We start from the raw sequence: 18,565 nt of genomic DNA, 5'->3' as shown, positions 1-18,565 counted from the left end.
AGTGGTGACAGCCGCGTAGGGATGTCTCCGAACCGCTTCATCCATCAACGCCTTCATGCCGAGAAACGTCTTGTTCCAGGATGACGCGTCGAGCATGACGTCGACAGGGACCAACCAGTTCTGACCGGACTTTTTCAAAGCAAGCGCTTCATCGCAGGCTTTTGCAAACCCGGCAGCATCGGCGGCAACAAAAACGCCTTCGACCTCCCCGTAGTGACGCATGACATCGGTAATCGGTGTGCTGACCACCGGACGACCTGCCGCGAGATATTCGGGCGTCTTCGTTGGACTGATGAATTGCGTCGAGCTGTTCAGTGCAAAGGGCATGAGTGCTGCGTCCCACCCGGAGAGATAGGCGGGCAATTCCCTGTAATCTTTCTGACCGAGGTAGTGAATATTGAGAGCTCTCGGAAGGTCTTCAGGCGCAATTTTCGCCACCGGGCCGATGATGATGAAGGAGAGTTGCGGTCTGGCTTTGGCCACTGCTTCGATCAACGCCAGATCCAGACGCTCATCTATAACGCCGTAATAGCCGACTTTCGGGCCAGGTATCGACATCTGATCTGCTGGCTCCTGCCGATCCCTACGGGCGGCATGGAAATGCGCGACATCCACGCCCGAGGGGAAGGCATGAATGTTGTCATGCCGATCGCGTTTCGCCTCGTAAAGGCTGTAACCGCCGGTGAAGACGACGTCGNCGCGCGCCATCAGCGCTGCTTCCATTTCCTTCATGCGTTGAGGTGCAAACTTGAAATTCGCCAGCTCATCCATGCAGTCATAAACAACTGCCGATGCATCGACGTGGTGTGCGAAGCCGTACATCGCAGGTGTGTAGAACCAGAGGATAGGCAGCGCCGCGCCATACATTGCCAACAGGTCATCCAGCAATTTGGCAAGGGCGCGTTCGCGATCAGCTTCGCTCCACCAGTGGGGNATGCGAGGACGCACGGATTTGACCGTCGTACCCTCGAAAGGATGAATTTCGAGATAGGCGAGGTGGTGGTCTGTCGGGATGAATTCTTCGAAGAAGAACACCGCTCTGTCCTTGGCAAAGCGTTCCATCAGATGTTGCGGACGCTGAAGAACGAAATCCCACCGCAGGTGCGAAAAACAGATGAGCGGCGCGTTGCGCTCGTTCATTGCATGTAGTGGTGAAGATATCGAACTGGAGAGATTCATTGGTGCATCCGCGTTTGAGGGCGTACTCAAACCGGGGGAAATAGGGTTTGTTCCTGAGCTATTGAAAACTTTCTAATGCTCTGAAATTCCCATGAATTTACGCAATTTCGTGACCGAATGTTGCCATGTCCAATCATCGAGAACGGCTTGTCTCGGGGAAAAGGTCGAGATGTGTTCCAGCATCGTAAGGATGCCCTCGTGAAACTGGTCGGCCGATGCAACGAGACCGGTCTGCGGAGTGATGTATTGAAGACCGCACTTGAGGTCGCTGTTGGCCAGCACCGGCAAACCGGCAAGCATATATTCGGTAATGATTGCTGGAGCGCCGTCATCGACACCACACACGACGCCGATTTTGGCCATATTCATCAAGCGGTTGATTTCAGAAAACGGTACGCCGGGCGGCCCGACGAAATCGACATTGATGTCCAGTTTCTGAGCGTGCCGTTGCAGATCGTTACTCATTTCGCCGTAGCCGAAGACGCATAATGCGCGGATAGACCGGGGGAGTTTCGCCAAGGCCTCGAAGAGAATGTCGTGACGTTTGTAGCTCTGTGCGGCGGCCACGTAGATGACATCGTAGGGTTTCTCGCCCTTGATTGGATAGAACATGCAGTCGGATGCGAACTCCGGTCCAATGGGCAGGACTGCAGTTTTTATATGTGAGTGGCGTTCGATAATCTCACGAGATTGCCATTCGGCACCTGTCAGGATCAAGTCGAAATGTCTGCTGACATCCGGCGNCACCCGCAGGGCAGGTGCGTCTATGGAATTATATATTTTATAGCTTTNCTGGCAGGCGTTTAGAATATCTTCCGATACGCCAAGTCCCCAAACGCATAGGATTTCGGGTGCGCCAAACGTATCGATGTAAGCCAGCATGTCATTGGAGCTGAAAGGGGCATCAGGCCCGTCCATCTGAAATGCCCGCCGGATGAGGAGGGGAGCCTTGCTCATATCTGGTGGCGGCAGATCACCGCCGCGCCAATGGGTCCAGATTTCAACGACATCCACAAGACCCGCTTTGACGCATGCGAGAGGAAGGCGCTCGATGTATCCACCCTCGACGTGGAAATCCGCAATGACCTCCGAGGCACGTGCTGGCCGACCACGGTTTCCACTTTGCCATTGATGTTTGAAGTGTTGGACGCTTGGAACTTCGTCGGGGAAAGTGCTGCCGTCCTGATAGTCGCTGATGACGACGAGGCGTCGTAGCTTCGGGTTTTGTGTCATCGCCGCGTTCCAGCCTGTCATCCAAAATCAAAAGCGCGACACCGGAATGTCGCGCTTTTCGTATTCATTTACTTTTAGGAGGCGCAGACGCTTTGCCAAGCTTTACCGATGGCTCGCGGCCCCAGACCCGTAAATCTGCGAGTTTCGAAACAAAATCCGTTGGGTCTTCATCCTGCGGCAATGCGATGACACCTTCATCGATTGCGTCCGCGATACCTGCTTTTTGAAGCAGGGGAGTAGCGGATTCGACGTAACCGATGAATTTACAGTGCTGGAAGGCATCTGCCACGAAGTCTCGCGCGGTCGCTTCATCGATCAGGTCGTCTATACCATCCGGCGAGGTCAGCAGAGCAACCGCGTCGAAGAGCACCGAAGGGCCGCCATCTATCATGTGGTGAGCCTTGATCATGCTGGCATCGGAGGCTTTGACGCCGCCAACCTTTGGAGCAATCAACTCGAACACGGCTTTTTCGGCAGTAATGGCGTCGGTCAGGGCCTTCAACATGCCAACATCGACACCATCCGTGATCAGAATGCCGAGCTTTCGACCTTCGAAACGCTTCGGACCATTGTTCACGATGCTGAGTGCGGGCGATGGGTCGAGATCCTGACGGGTTGGCATGGCAGCATCAGCGTGTTTTGGCATCGCCTCGAGGCCAAGCTTCTGCGCAACCGTTGCGGCCAGCGTTTCATCGATATTCAGCAGATGCGATACCATGCGTTCGCGGATCACAGGCATTTCGACCTTGCTGAGTTCGAAGGTCAAAGCCGCTGCAATGTGGCGCTGTTCTGCGCCTGTCTGGCTGATATAGAATTGCCGCGCCTGGCTGTAATGGTCTGCGAAGCTTTCAGGACGCAGGCGTGCCTTGGTGCCCTGTTCTTCTGCGGGAAAGTGGCGATATCCCTGAGTGGGCGATTCTCGCGGGCCTTCGCCATGCGAGTTCGGTTGGTAATTGACCCGGCCGACAGGGTTGCGCATGGCCATATGACCATCCTGCTGGAAATGTGCGAAAGGACACTTCGGCGCATTAATGGGCAAGTGGGTGAAGTTTGGACCGCCAAGGCGCTTCAACTGTGTATCGAGATAGGAAAAGTTGCGGCCCTGCAACAACGGGTCGTTGCTGAAATCGATACCCGGCGGCACGTTCTGGGTCATGAACGCAACCTGCTCTGTCTCGGCAAAGAAATTGTCGGGCATACGATCCAGCACCATACGACCGATGGCCTTTGGCGGCAGGATTTCTTCCGGGATGATCTTCGTGGGATCGAGAACGTCGAAATCGAAGTTATCGGCAAATTCCTGATCGAACAGCTGGACCTGCAGCTCCCATTCCGGGAAGTTGCCTGATTGAATGGAATTCCACAGGTCGCGACGGTGGAAATCCGGGTCGGCACCGTTGATCTTGACCGCTTCATTCCAAGCAACGGACTGGAGACCCAGCTTTGGCTTCCAGTGAAACTTGACGAAGGTGGATTCGTCCTTGTCGTTGACGAAGCGGAAAGTGTGGACGCCAAAACCTTCCATAAACCGCAGCGAGCGAGGGATGGCTCTGTCCGACATCGTCCACATGATCATGTTCATGCTCTCAGGCGTCAGGCTGATGAAATCCCAGAAATTGTCATGGGCCGTCTGCGCCTGCGGGAAGGCGCGGTCCGGCTCCTGCTTGGCAGCATGGATGAGGTCTGGAAACTTGATGGCATCCTGAATGAAGAAGACCGGAATGTTGTTGCCAACCAGATCCCAATTTCCCTCTTTGGTATAGGCCTTGACTGCAAAACCACGCACGTCGCGTGCCAGGTCGGCGGATCCCTTGTTGCCCGCTACCGTGGAGAAGCGCACGAAGACGGGCGTCTTTTCGCCCTTGCGCTGGAAGAGGTCCGCCTTGGTGTACTGCGCAAGCGAATCATAGTTTTCGAAATAGCCGTGAGCTCCATAGCCACGCGCGTGAACGACGCGTTCCGGTATCCGTTCGTGATCGAAATGGAACATCTTCTCGCGGAAATGAAAGTCATCTACGACGAGCGGACCACGCGCGCCGATCCGCAAAGAGTTCTGATCGTCCGAGACGGGGCCGCCTTGGGCCGTCGTCAGGACGGGTGTGTCTCCCTCCGCAAACTGGTGGAGTTCCCCACCCGATCCGCGTTGCATTTTCTGATCGTGGATGGTCACGATGTCGGTTTTCTGCATGGATTTTAGGGCAGCCGGTTTTTNGGCCATGGTGGTTCTCCTCATCGTTTCGATCTCGACTGCGTCAGCACGACCCAGACGTAGAAAGGCCGCCCGAAAGAGGCGGCCTCCTCACTCATCAGTCTGGCTTAGAGGCCGGGACGGCCGTAGCGGGTGCGCTCTTTTTCGATCTGTTCGGCATTGTAGGGATCGAGCGTATCGTCGAATTTTTCCCAACCCTGCTCATTATAGGCCACGCGGCGTTCAGACGGATCGACCCAGTTCGAGCGCTTGAGAATGGCTTCGGCTTCAGGCACCATAGCATCATCGACCTTTGCAGTGACGATGGTGCCGCCACGGCGCACGCCTTCGGCGTAGACATGGGCGTCTTCTTCAGAAACGCCGTTGTCTGTCATCGCGCCGACGATGCCACCGGCAGCTCCACCTGCGACAGCACCGGCAACGGCACCTGCGGCGGTGGCTGCAAGCCAACCTGCGGCGACGACCGGGCCGACGCCTGGGATCGCCATGATGCCGAGGCCGGTCAGAAGACCGCCCGCACCGCCGACGACGGCACCGATACCAGCACCGGTGCCAGCGCCTTCGGCGGCTTTCGATTCGTCGGTGTGATGGTTATCGGCGTTGTTGGAAACGATGCTGATGTCATCGGATGGTACGCCAGCAGATTCCAGGGCGTTAACCGCCGAGCGTGCATCTGAATGATCGTCGAAAAGTCCGGTAATGGTTTNCATATTATTTTCCTCGTATTTCGTTGGCATCATGCGATTGCGACGTTACTTGGCGACGACGTTGCCNTGGTAATCCATGGCGATCATAACGGCCTTGCCGTCCTTCATGGCTGCCGCCATCCAGATGCCCTTGTCGTCCTTCTTGAGATCCTTGACGTCAGAGAAACCGGCTTCTTCGATGCGGGTCTTTGCCTGCTCTTCGGTGAAGCTGTTTGCACCTTCGACAGGGGCCGTCGGGTTCTTGGTCTCCGGCGTTGCAACTGCTGGTGTGTTACCATCAGTGCTTGTCGCTGGAGCCGTCGTGGACGGAGCCGTCGTTGCAGGTGCAGTTGTCTGGGCAGCAGCTGTCAGGGCAGTAGCGCTCAACAGCGCTGCTGCAAGAATAATCTTCTTCATGGTGATTTCCTCTCATGCGGACCGTTCTTTACAGCTCCGTGGCTCAATAACCGTCCGTCAGACCATTCGTTCCATATTAGTGAAATTAAATGGACTTTGACGGCTGTCCTGTTTCGATCCTGACAGGGATTGCTTTGGAGGCAGGTGTCGTCGACAATTCGTCGTGATGGTCGATGGAAATCAACGTGTTGGCCTCTGGATAGTAAGCACCGATGGTGCCGCGGGGCAGGTTGTGAGCGCGCACGGAAAAGCCGCCCAGCTCTCGTCTCTTGCCATCTTCGAAATCACTGACCAGCGTGATTTCCTGGCCTTCATGCAGGCCAGCCGCAGCCATATCCTGCGCGCACATCAAGACCACATCTCTGGTTCCCTCAATGCCCCGGAAGCGGTCGGAATACTCGAATGGGCGCGCTCATGTCCCTAACAACTGCGACTTCTGGATTGTTCCAACGGCACTGATTTCAGGGCGCCGAATCTCATGCCCCTGCGTCAGACGATGTTTTCGTCGGTGTCGGCAACGATGTTGGCGCTGCGCCGTTTATCGGAAAAGCAATCAAAGAGGGAGTTCGCGGTCATGCCACGTCACGTTTTCTGGAAAGGACATCTACGGCTTTCTTTGGTTACGGCTGCGGTGTCCCTGACGCCTGCGACCACGGAAAGCGCTAAGGTCAGATTTCACATTCTGAACCGCAAGACCGGCAACCGTGTTGAAAGCCATTATGCCGACAGCACGACGCACCGCCGCGTGGCAGACAAAAATCAGGTCAAAGGATTTCCCAAGGAAGATAGCGGCTTCGTTTTGCTGGAAGACGACGAGATCGATGCTGTCGGGCTGGAAAGCACCAAANCCATCGATATCCAGACGTTCGTTCCCGCAGGCTCGATCGACTGGATATGGTATGACCGCCCGCATTTTCTGAAACCTGAAGACAAGATCGGTGCCGAGGCATTCGGCGTCATCAGGGATGCGATGAGGGCCAATAATGTCTCAGGTATCGCGCGNCTGGTGATTTATCGCAGGGAACATGCCGTCCTGCTGGAGCCTGCGGGCAATGGCATCATTTNATGGACACTGCATTACGCCGATGAGGTGCGCGAAAGCATCGATACGCTGGAGCCTAAAAAGAAACTCGATTCCGATCTCCTGTCACTGATGGAAANGCGGATCGAGGAAAATACCATCGCGTGGAAACCATCCGTCACGCAGGACAAGGTTCAAAAGAAGATCAAGGCGCTGCTCAAATCCAAGGAAAAGAGTAAAACATCCTCGAAATCCAAATCCTCGCCTGCCAAAAAGAGTGGCGGCAACGTCATCAACATTATGGATGCTCTTAAAAAGAGCCTCGCCTCTGAGAAACGAGGCTGAGCGATTCTAACTATTTCGGCAGCGGTTGCGCGGCATCGAAAAAGCCTTTCCATGGGTCATTCTTCATCGCAGAAAGACGCGGTGCGATGTTGGTGACGGTGAAATAATCAGGACTGATCTGATCTGACAATTCGGACCATTCCAGCGGCATGGAGACAGCAGCTCCGGGTCGTGCTCTTGACGAGTACGGGGCAACGGCGGTGTTGCCGCGGCCGTTGCGAAGATAATCGATGAAANTGCGACCACGCCGCTTGGACTTGGTCGAGACGGCAATAAATTTGTCCCCGTCATCTTTCGCCATGCTGACAGCCATGGCTTTGGCGAATGCCTTCACCGCCGTCCATCCTGCCTGCGGCTTGAGAGGACTTACGACATGTAACCCTTTGCCACCGGATGTTTTGACGAAGGCCGCCAGCCCTGCATCCTCAAAACGCTGCTTCAGCTCAAGCGCCGCGCCAATGACATCGCTCCAGGTCACGTCTTCCCCGGGATCGAGATCNATGGTGATCATATCGGGCTTTTCCCAACTGCGCGTTGTCGCGCCCCAGGGGTGAATTTCCAGCGCTGCCGACTGAACCAGTGCCATCAGCCCGTCGAAGTCTGTGATGCGAATCAGTGGTTCGCCCCGCTTATCCTTGGGGTCCGCAATCTGGCCGATGGCTTTGTTGGTGCCACGCCACGGATGTTTCTGGAAAAAATGCGGTCCGTCTATGCCATCCGGGCAGCGAAGAAGGGCGAGCGGCCTGTCTACGATATAGGGTGCCATCAGATGCCAGACCTGCGCGTAATAATCGGCGAGACCTTCCTTCGTCACGCCGTCGTTTGGCCAATACAGTCGTTGCGGGTGGCTGAAAGTGACACTTGTTTTGGGGACAGGCTTTGCCGAACTTTGCGTATCCTCGCGATGGATATCTTTCGCATTCTTGTCCTCTCGAATACCCCGAAACGATGCGTGGCGCAGGTTGCCATCCGCAGACCACGTGCGAAACTCCACCTCCGCAACGATCTCCGGTTTGACGAAAATCAGGTCCCGTTTTGCCAGCGCGGTGAGTTTGTCGACAAACGGGCTCGATTTTTCCTTGAGAGGCTTCAGTGTATTGAACAGCGTTTCCGCGACATCTGCCGTAAAACCCGTTCCGACGCGTCCGACGTGGTGCAATCCATCTTTATCGTAGACACCGAGAGCCAGTGAACCGATGGCCTGATCCGAGGTGGATGACAGTGTAAAGCCAGCGATGACGAATTCCTGACGGCTGGAGCATTTGGACTTCACCCATTGTCCCTTGCGTCCGGAAAGATATTTGCTGCTTTTCTGTTTGGATATCACACCCTCTAGGCTCAGGCGGCAGGCGTGATCAAGGATCATCTCGCCGCTTGCCTCGAAATGCTCGCTATATCGCAAGACAGCATCGCCGGATGGCAGCAGCTTCTCGAGAAGATGCTTGCGCTCGATCAGCTCCGCGTTTTGAAGGCTTTGGCCATCCAGATGCAACAGATCAAAGGCATAATAGCGGAAGCGGTCCGTTCGACCACCGCTCAAGTCCTCTTGCAAGGCTGAAAAATCCGATGCGCCATTGTCGCGTTCCACGACGATCTCTCCATCGAGTATCGCATTTTGAACGGGAAGCGCGGTGAAAGCCTTGACGACCTCAGGGCCAAACTTTTCGGTCCAGTCCAACCCGCTGCGGGTCAGGAGTGACACTTTGCCATCATCGATCCGAACCTGAACGCGGTAACCGTCGAATTTGATTTCGTGCAGCCAACGGTCTCCTGCGGGCGGCTTGGGTTTGAGGGTCGCGAGGGCAGGCGGGATAAAATCCGGTAAGGCTGCCTTGCGTGCGCCTTTTGGAAANTCATGCGTCTGCTTGATGCCCGCAGCAGTTTCTGACTTCTTGCTGACCGGCTTGGAATTCCAAGTATCGTCAGGGTTTGCGGTCACGTCCCTGATATCGCGCCCCGATTTGACGGAGTTAGGCTCCTCCACCAGAATATCCTTGTCACCCTTCGAGCGGGCCTCTTCATCCTCTACCTTGATCAGCAGCCAGTTTTCGCGGGTCTCGCCGGGCTTTCCGTGCATACGAACCAGATGCCACCGGCCTCTCAGCTTTTCACCATCGAGGTCAAACTCCAGATGGCCTTTCTTGTATGCTTTTTNGGCGTCGCCGACGGGGTGCCACGTGCCCTTGTCCCAGAGGATCACCGTGCCACCGCCATATTGGCCTTTGGGGATGACGCCCTCGAAGTCGCCGTAGCTCAAGGGATGGTCTTCCACGTGAACGGCAAGCCGTTTGTCTTCCGGGTTGAGGCTGGGGCCACGCGTCACCGCCCAGCTTTTGAAGACACCACCCATTTCCAGCCGGAAATCGTAATGAAGCCTGCGGGCGTCGTGTTTTTGTATGACGAAAGACGAACCCTGAACCTCACTCTTGGTGCCGCGTGGCTCAGGTGTCTGGTCGAAACGGCGTTTCGAGTTGTAGCTTTGCAGGCCCATAGTCAACTCGCTTTTTTCGTTCTGGTCCCGCTGGCTGGCTTCCTGGCGGTTTTTTCAGCCGTACCCTTGCCTCCGGCAGCGCTGCGGCGCAAAGCCTCCTTCAAATCTACGACGTTGTCGCGCTTTTCCTCGACAGGCTTCTTGATCGGGCGGCCCTCGATTTTGGCTTTGACCAGCTCCGCCAGGGCATCGTTGTAACGATCGGCATAGTCCGCAGGATCGAATTTTCCGGCACGTTTCTTGATGATGTGGCCAGCGAGTTCCAGCATCTCATCATCGAATTTCAGGTCTGGAATGGATTTGAACGTAGTGTTCTGTGAGCGCACCTCGTAATCGAAGCTAAGCGTCGTCGCGATCAGCGCCTTACCGTGCGGGCGAATGATGAGGTTGCGGTTGCGACGAAACAGCACCGCCTCTGCAACGGCGACCACATTTTGCCGCTGCATGGCCTGCGCCAGCAGGCTCAAAGCGTCTTCGCCATCGCCATCGGTGGCGGCGAGGAAATAGGGGCGGTCGAAATAGAGCTTGTCGATGTTGTCGCACGCAATGAAGTTTTCGATGCGGATGATCTTGTTGCTATCGGGCATGAGCTCTGCGATTTCGTTACCCTCAACGATGACGTGGTCGCCATTGTCGAGTTCGAAGCCTCTCACCTGATCGGATTTTTCAACCTGCTCTCCGGTATCGCTGTCGACATATTGCCGCTCGACGCGGTTTCCTGTCTTTCGATTGACGATGTTGAACGAAATCTTTTCAGATGAGGTGATGGCGGAGTACAATCCAACCTCGCAGGCAAAATCCGCGAACTTGATGTGGCCTTTCCAGCTTGCCCGGCGTGTCATGAATGCGCACCTCCGTGCCGGGGTTCAAGTCGTAGATGTTTGATCGACCTGTCGATCATCCTGATGTCTTGTGCGGTCACGACGGGGATCGGGTCCGATGCCATCGCTTCCAGGACTTCGGGTGAAAGTCCACCATTGCGCATGACCCACTCCATCGCGTCGCGCGTTTCGCGCTCCGCTCGCAGCTGCGCGTGAAGCGCCAGTATCAACCGATCTCTGACGTCACACGATTTCTGATCCTGCTTCTTCGGTACTCGAGACATGAACCGCTCCTGCGCGATATTGTTGGATTGCTAATCTAACGTCTCCACATGCCCGTCGTTCCATGATTGGCGGCTCTTCTCAATCGTCCATGCGTTCGCTGGAGTCATCGTGGAACCAAATGCGAGCAGCCGAGTTGATGCGCTTGGGGCTAAAGACGTACGGGGACAGCTTTGAATTTTGTAGGCGGCGGTGAATGCGGAGACTTGTTCCGGAATTTTGCTTGGGATGATAGCCCTCTAGGCGTCCCAGATACCTGGCCGGTCGAACTTCAAACACTTGTCAACGTCATGCTCGGCTCCCTGCAACCCATGTTGATGGTGTGGGGCCCGGCGCAAATAACGCTTTATAATGATGGCTACGCGGCAATGTGCGGCAACCGCCACCCCGCATTCTTCGGTCATCCGTTTCGCGAGCTCTGGCACGATATCTGGGATGCCGTTGACCCGATCATTTCTGCGGCCTACGCCGGGCAGGGCACATCGATGGATGACATCGAGTTTATCATGCACCGCAAAGGTTATGCCGAGGAAACCCATTTCTCGTTTTCTTATACGCCTGTGCGAGATCAGGCGGGTGTTGTGCTTGGCATGTTTTGCGCCTGTTCTGAAATAACCGGTGAGATCATCGTCCGGCGTGAGCAGAAAAGCCTTCATGAGAAGCTGCTGCAAATATTCGAAATGTCGCCGGCAGGCATCGCCACACTGGGTGGCCCTGACCACATATTTGAATTTGCGAATGAAGAATATTATTCGATGATCGGTATCGGCCGCGATATCATTGGGAAATCCGTTGCAGAGGCCGTGTCCGAGGTGGTCGACCAAGGCTTTATCGACCTCCTTGATACAGTTTATAAAACCGGAGAACCCTTCGCGGCGAGAGCTATTCCCGTCGAGCTCAATCGCGGGCCTGATGGTGAGAAGCAAAAGCGGTTTATAGACCTTGTGTATCAGGCGATGCGTGCGCCGTCCGGTGACATTACGGGCATATTGGTACAGGCACAGGATGTAACGGAACGTCTGGCCGAGCAGAAGCACAGGGAACTGATATCGCACGAGCTTGGCCACCGGCTCAAGAACCAGTTGGCCATGGTTCAGGCAATCGCATCTCAAACGCTTCGTTCGGCAGAAAACCTGGATTCTGCGCGCAAAATACTGTCTGCTCGCATCGGAGTTTTGAGTGCCGCGCATGACACAGTCATACAGGGTGGCCTGGGAACGTCCACTGTCCACAAACTGGTCAATCAGATGCTTGAAGTTCACGACGATCCAATGGCGTCGCGATTTACAGTTTCAGGAGCCAACCTGCGCGTGGGTTCACGCCCGTCCCTGTCTCTTTCATTGATCATGCACGAGTTGGCCACGAATGCGGTCAAATATGGAGCGCTGTCGGTGCCAGATGGCAAGGTGGATATTCGTTGGCATATTATTGGTGAAGCCAAAGACAGATTCGAGCTTGTCTGGACGGAAATCGGAGGCCCGGAAGTCGCGGTTCCGGAACGTGTCGGTTCCGGCTCACGGCTTATCAAGGCTGGTCTCGCTGGCGCCGCCAATGGGCGCGTCGATATTTTGTACGATGCCCGTGGTCTGCGTTGCGTGATCTCAGCCGACCTTGCCAGTTTTCAGCAGGAGCATTGATCGATGCAACCGCCAGCACGACTTCTCATCGTTGAGGACGACGGGCTCATTCGTCTCGATCTGGTTGACATGGTTTCGGATCTCGGATTCCTGGCTCAAGAGGCAGCAACAGCTGATCAAGCGGTCGAGATGCTGGAAACTGAAGTCCGTATCGACGCTATTCTGACAGATATCGATATGCCCGGCTCGATCAATGGGCTGGGGCTTGCCAATGTAGCACACCGGCGCTGGCCGGACATCAAGGTCGTCGTAATCTCAGGCAGATACAATCCCGCCGACGGCGTGTTGCCACCGGGGGCGGTTTTTCTAACGAAACCGGTCTCCCCCGATCTCATCGAAAAGGCACTGATGGACGTAGGTCTGCCTCTGTACTGAACGATCTCCACTGCCGTGGCCTGAAAGTAACGGCTGCAAACCATCTGCATTTTNGACAAAANTAATCATTGAAANTTCGTTAAAATCTGATTCGACATGCGATTCGATCAGGTGTAAAAGATAATTGTTCATGGAATGAGTACTGATAATTCGCATCTTTCAGGAGGATGAGCCTTGTCGTACGTGGCTTTTCAACGTGTGGGTACACAATTGTCTCCCCAGCAGGTCACTGATCTTCAGACTATATTTGATGGCGTTTGTTTNGAATGCCTTGAAGATCGGAGCAGTCAGGTGGCGAATAAATGCGCGGCAGTTCTGATTAGAAGTGCCCAACGCGGCATTCTGGATCATGATATGCTTCGCGACATAGGTAAGGCGGTTCTGCGCCCCCACTAATCAGATTGAGACAGTCCAAGCGCCCGGTTTCCCGGGCGCTTTTGTTTTGGTCAGCTCTTTTCCTGGATATGGGCTTCAAGAAACCAAAGCGATTTGTCGAGGTCGCGTGACGCAGCCGTGAAAATGTCGGCTGTGTTCGGGTCGCCTGCATCGTCCGCCTCATCGACAGACTTTCGAATAAGATTGGCGACGTCGCCGTAACGTTCTATCAACTCGTCCAGATGGTCCTGNATTTTGAAAATGTCCGTTGGATAGGCTTTGAGTTTCGACGTCGATGTAACCGACTGTACGCTTCCTAGCGCTGTGCCACCCAATTGGACGGCGCGTTCCGCAATCGTATCGCTGTGCTTATCCAGCTGACTGCGGAAGGTATCAAGCAACTCGTGGATGGCTATGAATTGCGGGCCTTTCAGGTTCCAGTGAGCCTGCTTCGTTACCAGAGAAAGGTCGATAACGGAGGCAAGGGCCTCGTTCAAGAGCCCTATGACGGTCGCTTTGGTATTTGAAGGTAGATCGTTTCGGGTCTTATGAGTTCTCATGTCGTTCTCCTGAAACGCGATTATGTTCTGATTTTTAAACGTCCGGGAAATCAACGACTTGGGGCGTCAGTCGTTCCATTATCTGTGATGGAAAATATATATTCTTTACGAAATCTAATTATCTGGCGGGACATCGCTCATGATCACACGGTTCATCAAGATGAGGGAGCGGTCTGGTGCGATACGATAAGTTTCGTATGCCCGGCGCCCGTCTCCCATGCTGAAGTCGTGACTGAAGGTGCTGCCTATGGGAGATTTGGTCAGTTTGGTCCTTGGCTGACCATTATAGGTAATGCTGCCCGGAATGGGCTCTATAGCGTTTGAAGCTGTTGTGCATGACGCAAGCGCCACAACGAAAAGCATGGCCAGTTTGCGCATGATATCTTTCCCAGATGTTGTCTAACTATTGTAAAGATAACGGCATCCTGTCTGTTCCATCGCGGCCATAAAAANGCCCCGCACTCTTTCGAATGCGGGGCAGGCCCTTGGGAGGGAGCTTGATCAGTCTTCGTTGGCAGCAAGCTGTGTCAGCACCTGTCCGCGACCGCGAATGCGCATGATGAGCGGCACGAAGAAGGCCGCGGCTGCAACGGCAAACAGGGCCACTGCAATCCAAGACGTGAACAGTACGGATGGATCGCCCTGGCCGATGGCCAGTGCACGGCGTAACTGCTGTTCGGCCAGTGGTCCGAGGATGAGGCCGACGACGGCAGGCGCAATCGGGTAACCGAAGATGCGCATGACATAGCCGAGAATGCCAAAGGCGAGCAGCATGCCGAGTTCGAAGACCGACGGGTTCGCGCCGATAGTGCCAAGCGTCGCGAACAAGAGAATGCCGGCATAGAGCCAAGGCTTGGGAATGGTCAGCAGCTTTACCCACAGGCCGATCAGCGGCAGGTTGAGAACCAGCAGCATGAGATTGGCGATGAACAGGCTTGCGATCAGACCCCAGACGAGTTGCGGATTGGTCGCGAACAGAAGCGGGCCGGGCTGAAGGCCAAACTGCTGGAAACCGGCCAGCATGATGGCGGCTGTTGCCGTCGTTGGCAGGCCGAGCGTCAGCAGTGGAACCAGTGTACCGGCGGCAGATGCGTTGTTGGCCGCTTCGGGACCCGCGACGCCTTCGATGGCACCGTGGCCGAATTCTTCCGGGTGCTTCGACAGCTTCTTTTCTGTTGCGTAGGACAGGAAGGTGCCGATTTCAGCGCCACCTGCTGGCATCGCGCCAATCGGGAAGCCGATTAACGTGCCGCGCAGCCACGGCTTCCAGGACCGTGCCCAGTCCTGCGCGCTCATCCAGACAGACCCCTTGACGGCTTCGACCTTTTCGTCGCCGCTCTGGCCCTGCGCCACGATGAACAGTGTTTCGCCGATGGCGAACATGGCGACGGCCAGTGTTGTGACTTCCACACCGTCCAGCAGGTCGGGAATGCCGAAGCTCATGCGCGTCTGGCCGGTCAACTGGTCGATGCCGACAATGGCCAGCGTGAAGCCGATGAACAGAGAAGTGAGGCCGCGCAGTGCGGAATCACCAAATGCCGATGACACGGTGACGAAGGCCAGCACCATCAGCGCGAAATATTCGCGGGGCCCGAAGACCAGCGCCAGCTTGACGATGTAAGGGGCAACGAAGGCAAGGGCGATGGTCGCTATCAGGCCGGCGACGAAAGAGCCGATGGCAGCAGTGGCAAGTGCCGGTCCTCCGCGCCCCGCTCGGGCCATCTTGTTGCCCTCCAGCGCGGTGACGATAGAGGCGCTTTCGCCGGGCGTGTTCAACAGGATCGACGTGGTCGAGCCACCATACATACCGCCGTAATAGATACCGGCAAACATGATCAGCGATCCGGCAGGATCGAGCCGGTAGGTGACGGGCAAAAGCAGTGCGACAGTCAAGGCCGGACCGATGCCGGGCAAAACGCCGACAGCGGTGCCGAGTGTGACGCCGATCAACGCATAAACAAGGTTCATAGGTTGCGCGGCAACCGCCAGACCCTGCAGCAGAAATTCAAAAGTGCTCATGGACAGTTGTCCCCCTGTCGGGTGAAGCCTTTGCTGCGCTTAAAATGCGGGCGCGAAGGTTTCATATCTTGTTGTTTATCGAGTGGATCGGCCGTTAGAAAAACAGCCGTTCCAAGGGACCAGCGGGCAGCGACAATTGCAGCAATTGCGCAAAGATCACCCAGATGATGAAGCTAAAAACGATACCGATGGGGATCGAATACCAGAGCTTGCGTTTGCCGAATGCGCGTGCCGTGAAGGCAAAGAGCAGGCCTGTTGCAATCGAGAAACCAGCGATTTTGAGCAGCAGCATCTGCGCGGCAAGACCGGCAATGACCCAGAAGACGGGTCCCATTTCCTGTCGGTCGCGGGTCGGAAACTCATTGCGCCATGCTTCGAACCCGGTCCAGATGGCCAGGCCGATAAGACAGAAAGCAATGGCGTAAGGAACGGTTGCCGGGCCGACCGGAGAATAACCGGCTACACTGGCAAGCCTCGCCGAATCCCAGAAAATAACGGCTGCAATCGCCACCAGAAAAACGGCGATCGCGAACGCNGCCCAATCAGGGCGGCGCTTTGTGGGTTGGGAAGGGGATGAACCCTGGCTCATTTTACCAGTCCGATGTCTTTGAGAATGGCTTCTGTGGAGGCAGTGTCTTTTGCAAGCTGCTCCTTGAAAGCATCACCTGCAAGATATGTGTCCATCCAGCCCTTGGTCTTCAGCGTTTCCTGCCACTTGGCAGATTTCGCCAGCTTTTCGATATCGGCACCAACGGCCTTTTCCTGCTCAGGTGTCAGGCCTGGAGGAGCGGCAACCATGCGCCAGTTCTGGATCACGACGTCGAGGCCGCTTTCCTTCAATGTCGGTGCATCGATACCTTCAAGCTTCTGCTCGCTGGAAATCGCCAAAATACGAACCGTTCCGGCCTTAACCTGGCTTTCGAACTCACCGTAGCTGGAAATGCCGGCTGTTACCTGCGCGCCGAGAATGGAAGCAAGAGCTTCACCGCCGCCGGAGTACGCGATGTAGTTGATCTTGGTTGGATCAACGCCTGCTGCCTTGGCAATCAGGCCAGCTGTGATGTGGTCAGTGCCGCCAGCCGAACCGCCGCCCCAGGACACGCTGCCCGGATCCTTCTTCAGCTGCTCGATGAGCTGGCCGATGTTTTCGATCGGCGACGAGGCAGGAACGACGATGGCTTCATATTCGCCGGTCAAACGCGCGATAGGCGTGACTGCGCTCAGCGTAACGGGTGCCTTGTTGGTGAGAATAGCGCCGACCATGACGTAACCGCCGACGATCAGAGCATTCGGGTTGCCCTTCTGTTGGCTTGCAAACTGTGCAAGGCCGATCGTGCCGCCAGCGCCGGGAACGTTTTGAACCTGAACGCTCTTGGAAATGCCTTCTTCCTGCAACACGGTCTGCAAGGACCGTGCCGTCTGGTCCCAGCCGCCGCCGGGATTTGCCGGGGCGATGATGGTGTAGTCGGCTGCTGCCGCGGGAAATGCAATTGCGCCTGCGAGAAGCGAAGCGATGAGGAAATGCTTCAAAGTGAACCCTCCTTGTATGCCGTTTCGGCATGTTGTTGTGATCGCGGAAGGGGCGCGCACGGACGACATCAAGGGTGGCAATCAGCGACCCGAACCATCTGTCCTGTGAGACTTTCCTCCCGCTTCTTCAGTCCGCCTCCACGGATGAACGAAGAATTGCACAGCACCATAGAAAGCTGTCATCTAACTGACGCTCGGCAACTCCTCAGCACATTTACTGTCTATTAATTTTNGAAAGGCGTCTACTGGGCGCGTAAAGCTTCGTTCCAGCGCTCTATGATGCGCGCGCGCTTGACCTGATCGAGATAGACCATCAATCCCGGACTGACCGGAACGGGCCGCAACTGCGCGCCGTGGATGGCCTGCATCATATTTGCGGTGTTCTCGCCCGCCACATCGGGGCTGACGGCCGGTATCTGCAACTGCCGCGCCATGATGGTCTGGCCTTCCTTCGACATGAAGAATTCCAGATAGCGGCGGCCAAGCTCCGCATTTTTCGCCGCCTGCGGCACCAGCCCGATGCGTGACATCACGACGGTGTAATCCTTGGGCAGTACGATACCGACATCGGGATGGCGCGAAGCCCAATCCGCCGCGTATGAACCGAGAATGTTGTAGCCAAGGATAAAACGACCATCCGAAATACGGTCCAGAATGGCGGAACTGGTGGAGTAAACCTTCACGCCCGCCGTGCCCATGCTTTTGATGACGTTCCAGATATCGCCGAACTGCTCCTGATCCCGCGACATGAACAGAAAGCCAACGCCAGAGCGTTCGATGTCATAGGTTGCAATGCGCCCATGCACCTGCTTGGCATGGCGCTCCAGATAATCCACGAATTCGGCGCGGCTGGCCGGGGGCTTTTCGGTCTGGAAGCTGGGCTTGTGATAGACGAAGACGGCGGGCTCGAAAGTTAGCGCGTAGGCCGTGTTGCGCCAGTTGGCCCAGGCGGGCCAGCGCGCGCTCATGGGCAGATCGGACCGCTGGGCGTAACCGTCATTGCTGAGTTTGACCTGAAGATCCATGGCGGAGGAGAAGGCGAAATCAGCGGTTTTTTNGCCCGCATCCGTTTCGCTCACGATGCGGTCGTAAATCTCGCCGGTGAGCATATCCTCGTAGGAGACAGCCACGTCAGGGTTGGCTTTCTGGAAACCTTCGATCATCGGCGTTGCCAGTGGTTCGTCAAGGGACGAATAGACAATGAGCGTTTCCGCATCCGCTTTGCCGGAGCGCGCGGGAAAGATCATCGGCTGCGCCTGCAAAGCGTTTGCAGTGGCAAAGAAAAGACAGAGGTGAAGAAGAATACGCATGGAAAGATCATGCCGCAGCCTCTTGCCATTCACAAGACGGCATCGCTTCGATAAATTTCCCGCAAATGGAGGGCG

Annotated in this window: 17 protein-coding genes and 1 pseudogene; 3 read left to right on the top strand and 15 right to left on the bottom strand. The window is 55.8% G+C overall.

Annotation, left to right across the window (positions count from 1 at the left end; genetic code table 11):
- Positions 1-24 precede the first annotated feature (24 nt).
- The 6 genes and pseudogenes from CUC55_RS21240 to CUC55_RS21215 all read right to left on the bottom strand — a co-directional run.
- Positions 25-1,179: pseudogene (locus tag CUC55_RS21240) on the bottom strand (glycosyltransferase family 1 protein); the annotation flags it as partial.
- A gap of 72 nt (positions 1,180-1,251) precedes the next feature.
- The gene (locus tag CUC55_RS23720; protein WP_425352900.1) at positions 1,252-1,791 is read right to left on the bottom strand and encodes a glycosyltransferase; all 540 of its coding nucleotides are present in this window, start codon (positions 1,789-1,791) and stop codon (positions 1,252-1,254) included.
- A gap of 685 nt (positions 1,792-2,476) precedes the next feature.
- Positions 2,477-4,600 carry a catalase gene (gene katE / locus CUC55_RS21230; protein ID WP_103089226.1) on the bottom strand — a complete coding sequence of 708 codons (2,124 nt, stop codon included), beginning with the start codon at positions 4,598-4,600 and terminating at the stop codon, positions 2,477-2,479.
- A 128-nt stretch (positions 4,601-4,728) separates the two neighbouring features.
- Positions 4,729-5,331 carry a general stress protein gene (locus CUC55_RS21225; RefSeq protein ID WP_103089055.1) on the bottom strand — a complete coding sequence of 201 codons (603 nt, stop codon included), beginning with the start codon at positions 5,329-5,331 and terminating at the stop codon, positions 4,729-4,731.
- Between the two features lie 42 nt (positions 5,332-5,373).
- Positions 5,374-5,724, bottom strand: a complete 351-nt coding sequence (locus CUC55_RS21220) for a hypothetical protein (protein WP_103089054.1) — start codon at positions 5,722-5,724, stop codon at positions 5,374-5,376.
- Between the two features lie 85 nt (positions 5,725-5,809).
- Entirely contained in the window at positions 5,810-6,076 is a 267-nt protein-coding gene (locus tag CUC55_RS21215; RefSeq protein ID WP_342587819.1) for a hypothetical protein, read from the bottom strand.
- Positions 6,077-6,298: 222 nt separating this feature from the next.
- Between CUC55_RS21215 and ku (CUC55_RS21210) the strand changes: the two genes are divergently transcribed.
- A complete protein-coding gene (ku, locus tag CUC55_RS21210; protein ID WP_103089053.1) occupies positions 6,299-7,090 on the top strand; it encodes a non-homologous end joining protein Ku in 792 nt (263 codons plus the stop codon).
- 10 nt (positions 7,091-7,100) lie between these two features.
- On the opposite strand, the gene ligD is transcribed toward ku (CUC55_RS21210), so the two are convergent.
- From ligD to CUC55_RS21195, 3 genes are read right to left on the bottom strand one after another with little or no spacing between them, the layout of a single operon-like run.
- Positions 7,101-9,581: a DNA ligase D gene (gene ligD / locus CUC55_RS21205; protein WP_103089052.1), complete on the bottom strand. Its 2,481-nt coding sequence runs from the start codon at positions 9,579-9,581 to the stop codon at positions 7,101-7,103.
- 2 nt (positions 9,582-9,583) lie between these two features.
- Positions 9,584-10,423 carry a non-homologous end joining protein Ku gene (gene ku / locus CUC55_RS21200; RefSeq protein WP_067644397.1) on the bottom strand — a complete coding sequence of 280 codons (840 nt, stop codon included), beginning with the start codon at positions 10,421-10,423 and terminating at the stop codon, positions 9,584-9,586.
- Entirely contained in the window at positions 10,420-10,686 is a 267-nt protein-coding gene (locus CUC55_RS21195) for a hypothetical protein (protein WP_067644400.1), read from the bottom strand. Before CUC55_RS21195 ends, ku (CUC55_RS21200) begins: the two co-directional genes overlap by 4 nt.
- 171 nt (positions 10,687-10,857) lie before the next feature.
- Here CUC55_RS21195 and CUC55_RS21190 point away from each other — a divergent pair, with 171 nt between their 5' ends.
- Positions 10,858-12,321 carry a sensor histidine kinase gene (locus CUC55_RS21190; RefSeq protein ID WP_157940995.1) on the top strand — a complete coding sequence of 488 codons (1,464 nt, stop codon included), beginning with the start codon at positions 10,858-10,860 and terminating at the stop codon, positions 12,319-12,321.
- A gap of 3 nt (positions 12,322-12,324) precedes the next feature.
- The gene (locus CUC55_RS21185; protein ID WP_067644406.1) at positions 12,325-12,696 is read left to right on the top strand and encodes a response regulator; all 372 of its coding nucleotides are present in this window, start codon (positions 12,325-12,327) and stop codon (positions 12,694-12,696) included.
- Between the two features lie 446 nt (positions 12,697-13,142).
- On the opposite strand, the gene dps is transcribed toward CUC55_RS21185, so the two are convergent.
- The 6 genes from dps to CUC55_RS21150 all read right to left on the bottom strand — a co-directional run bounded on the left by dps (position 13,143) and on the right by CUC55_RS21150 (position 18,490).
- The gene (gene dps, locus CUC55_RS21175) at positions 13,143-13,631 is read right to left on the bottom strand and encodes a DNA starvation/stationary phase protection protein Dps (protein ID WP_103089050.1); all 489 of its coding nucleotides are present in this window, start codon (positions 13,629-13,631) and stop codon (positions 13,143-13,145) included.
- 114 nt (positions 13,632-13,745) lie between these two features.
- Positions 13,746-14,009, bottom strand: coding sequence for a hypothetical protein (locus CUC55_RS21170; RefSeq protein ID WP_067644414.1), 264 nt, complete (start codon positions 14,007-14,009; stop codon positions 13,746-13,748).
- Between the two features lie 123 nt (positions 14,010-14,132).
- On the bottom strand, positions 14,133-15,650 hold the full coding sequence (locus tag CUC55_RS21165; RefSeq protein ID WP_067644417.1) for a tripartite tricarboxylate transporter permease: 1,518 nt from the start codon (positions 15,648-15,650) through the stop codon (positions 14,133-14,135).
- Between the two features lie 94 nt (positions 15,651-15,744).
- Positions 15,745-16,239 carry a tripartite tricarboxylate transporter TctB family protein gene (locus CUC55_RS21160; protein WP_067644419.1) on the bottom strand — a complete coding sequence of 165 codons (495 nt, stop codon included), beginning with the start codon at positions 16,237-16,239 and terminating at the stop codon, positions 15,745-15,747.
- Positions 16,236-17,180 carry a Bug family tripartite tricarboxylate transporter substrate binding protein gene (locus CUC55_RS21155; protein ID WP_067644421.1) on the bottom strand — a complete coding sequence of 315 codons (945 nt, stop codon included), beginning with the start codon at positions 17,178-17,180 and terminating at the stop codon, positions 16,236-16,238. The genes CUC55_RS21160 and CUC55_RS21155 overlap by 4 nt, the downstream gene beginning before the upstream one ends.
- A 242-nt stretch (positions 17,181-17,422) precedes the next feature.
- A complete protein-coding gene (locus CUC55_RS21150; protein ID WP_103089225.1) occupies positions 17,423-18,490 on the bottom strand; it encodes an ABC transporter substrate-binding protein in 1,068 nt (355 codons plus the stop codon).
- Positions 18,491-18,565: the final 75 nt, after the last annotated feature.

This window comes from Agrobacterium bohemicum (genome assembly GCF_002896715.1).
Classification (GTDB): Bacteria; Pseudomonadota; Alphaproteobacteria; order Rhizobiales; family Rhizobiaceae; genus Agrobacterium; species Agrobacterium bohemicum.
Note: the sequence above shows the minus strand (reverse complement) of the source record. Positions and strands in the feature narration are given on the sequence as shown.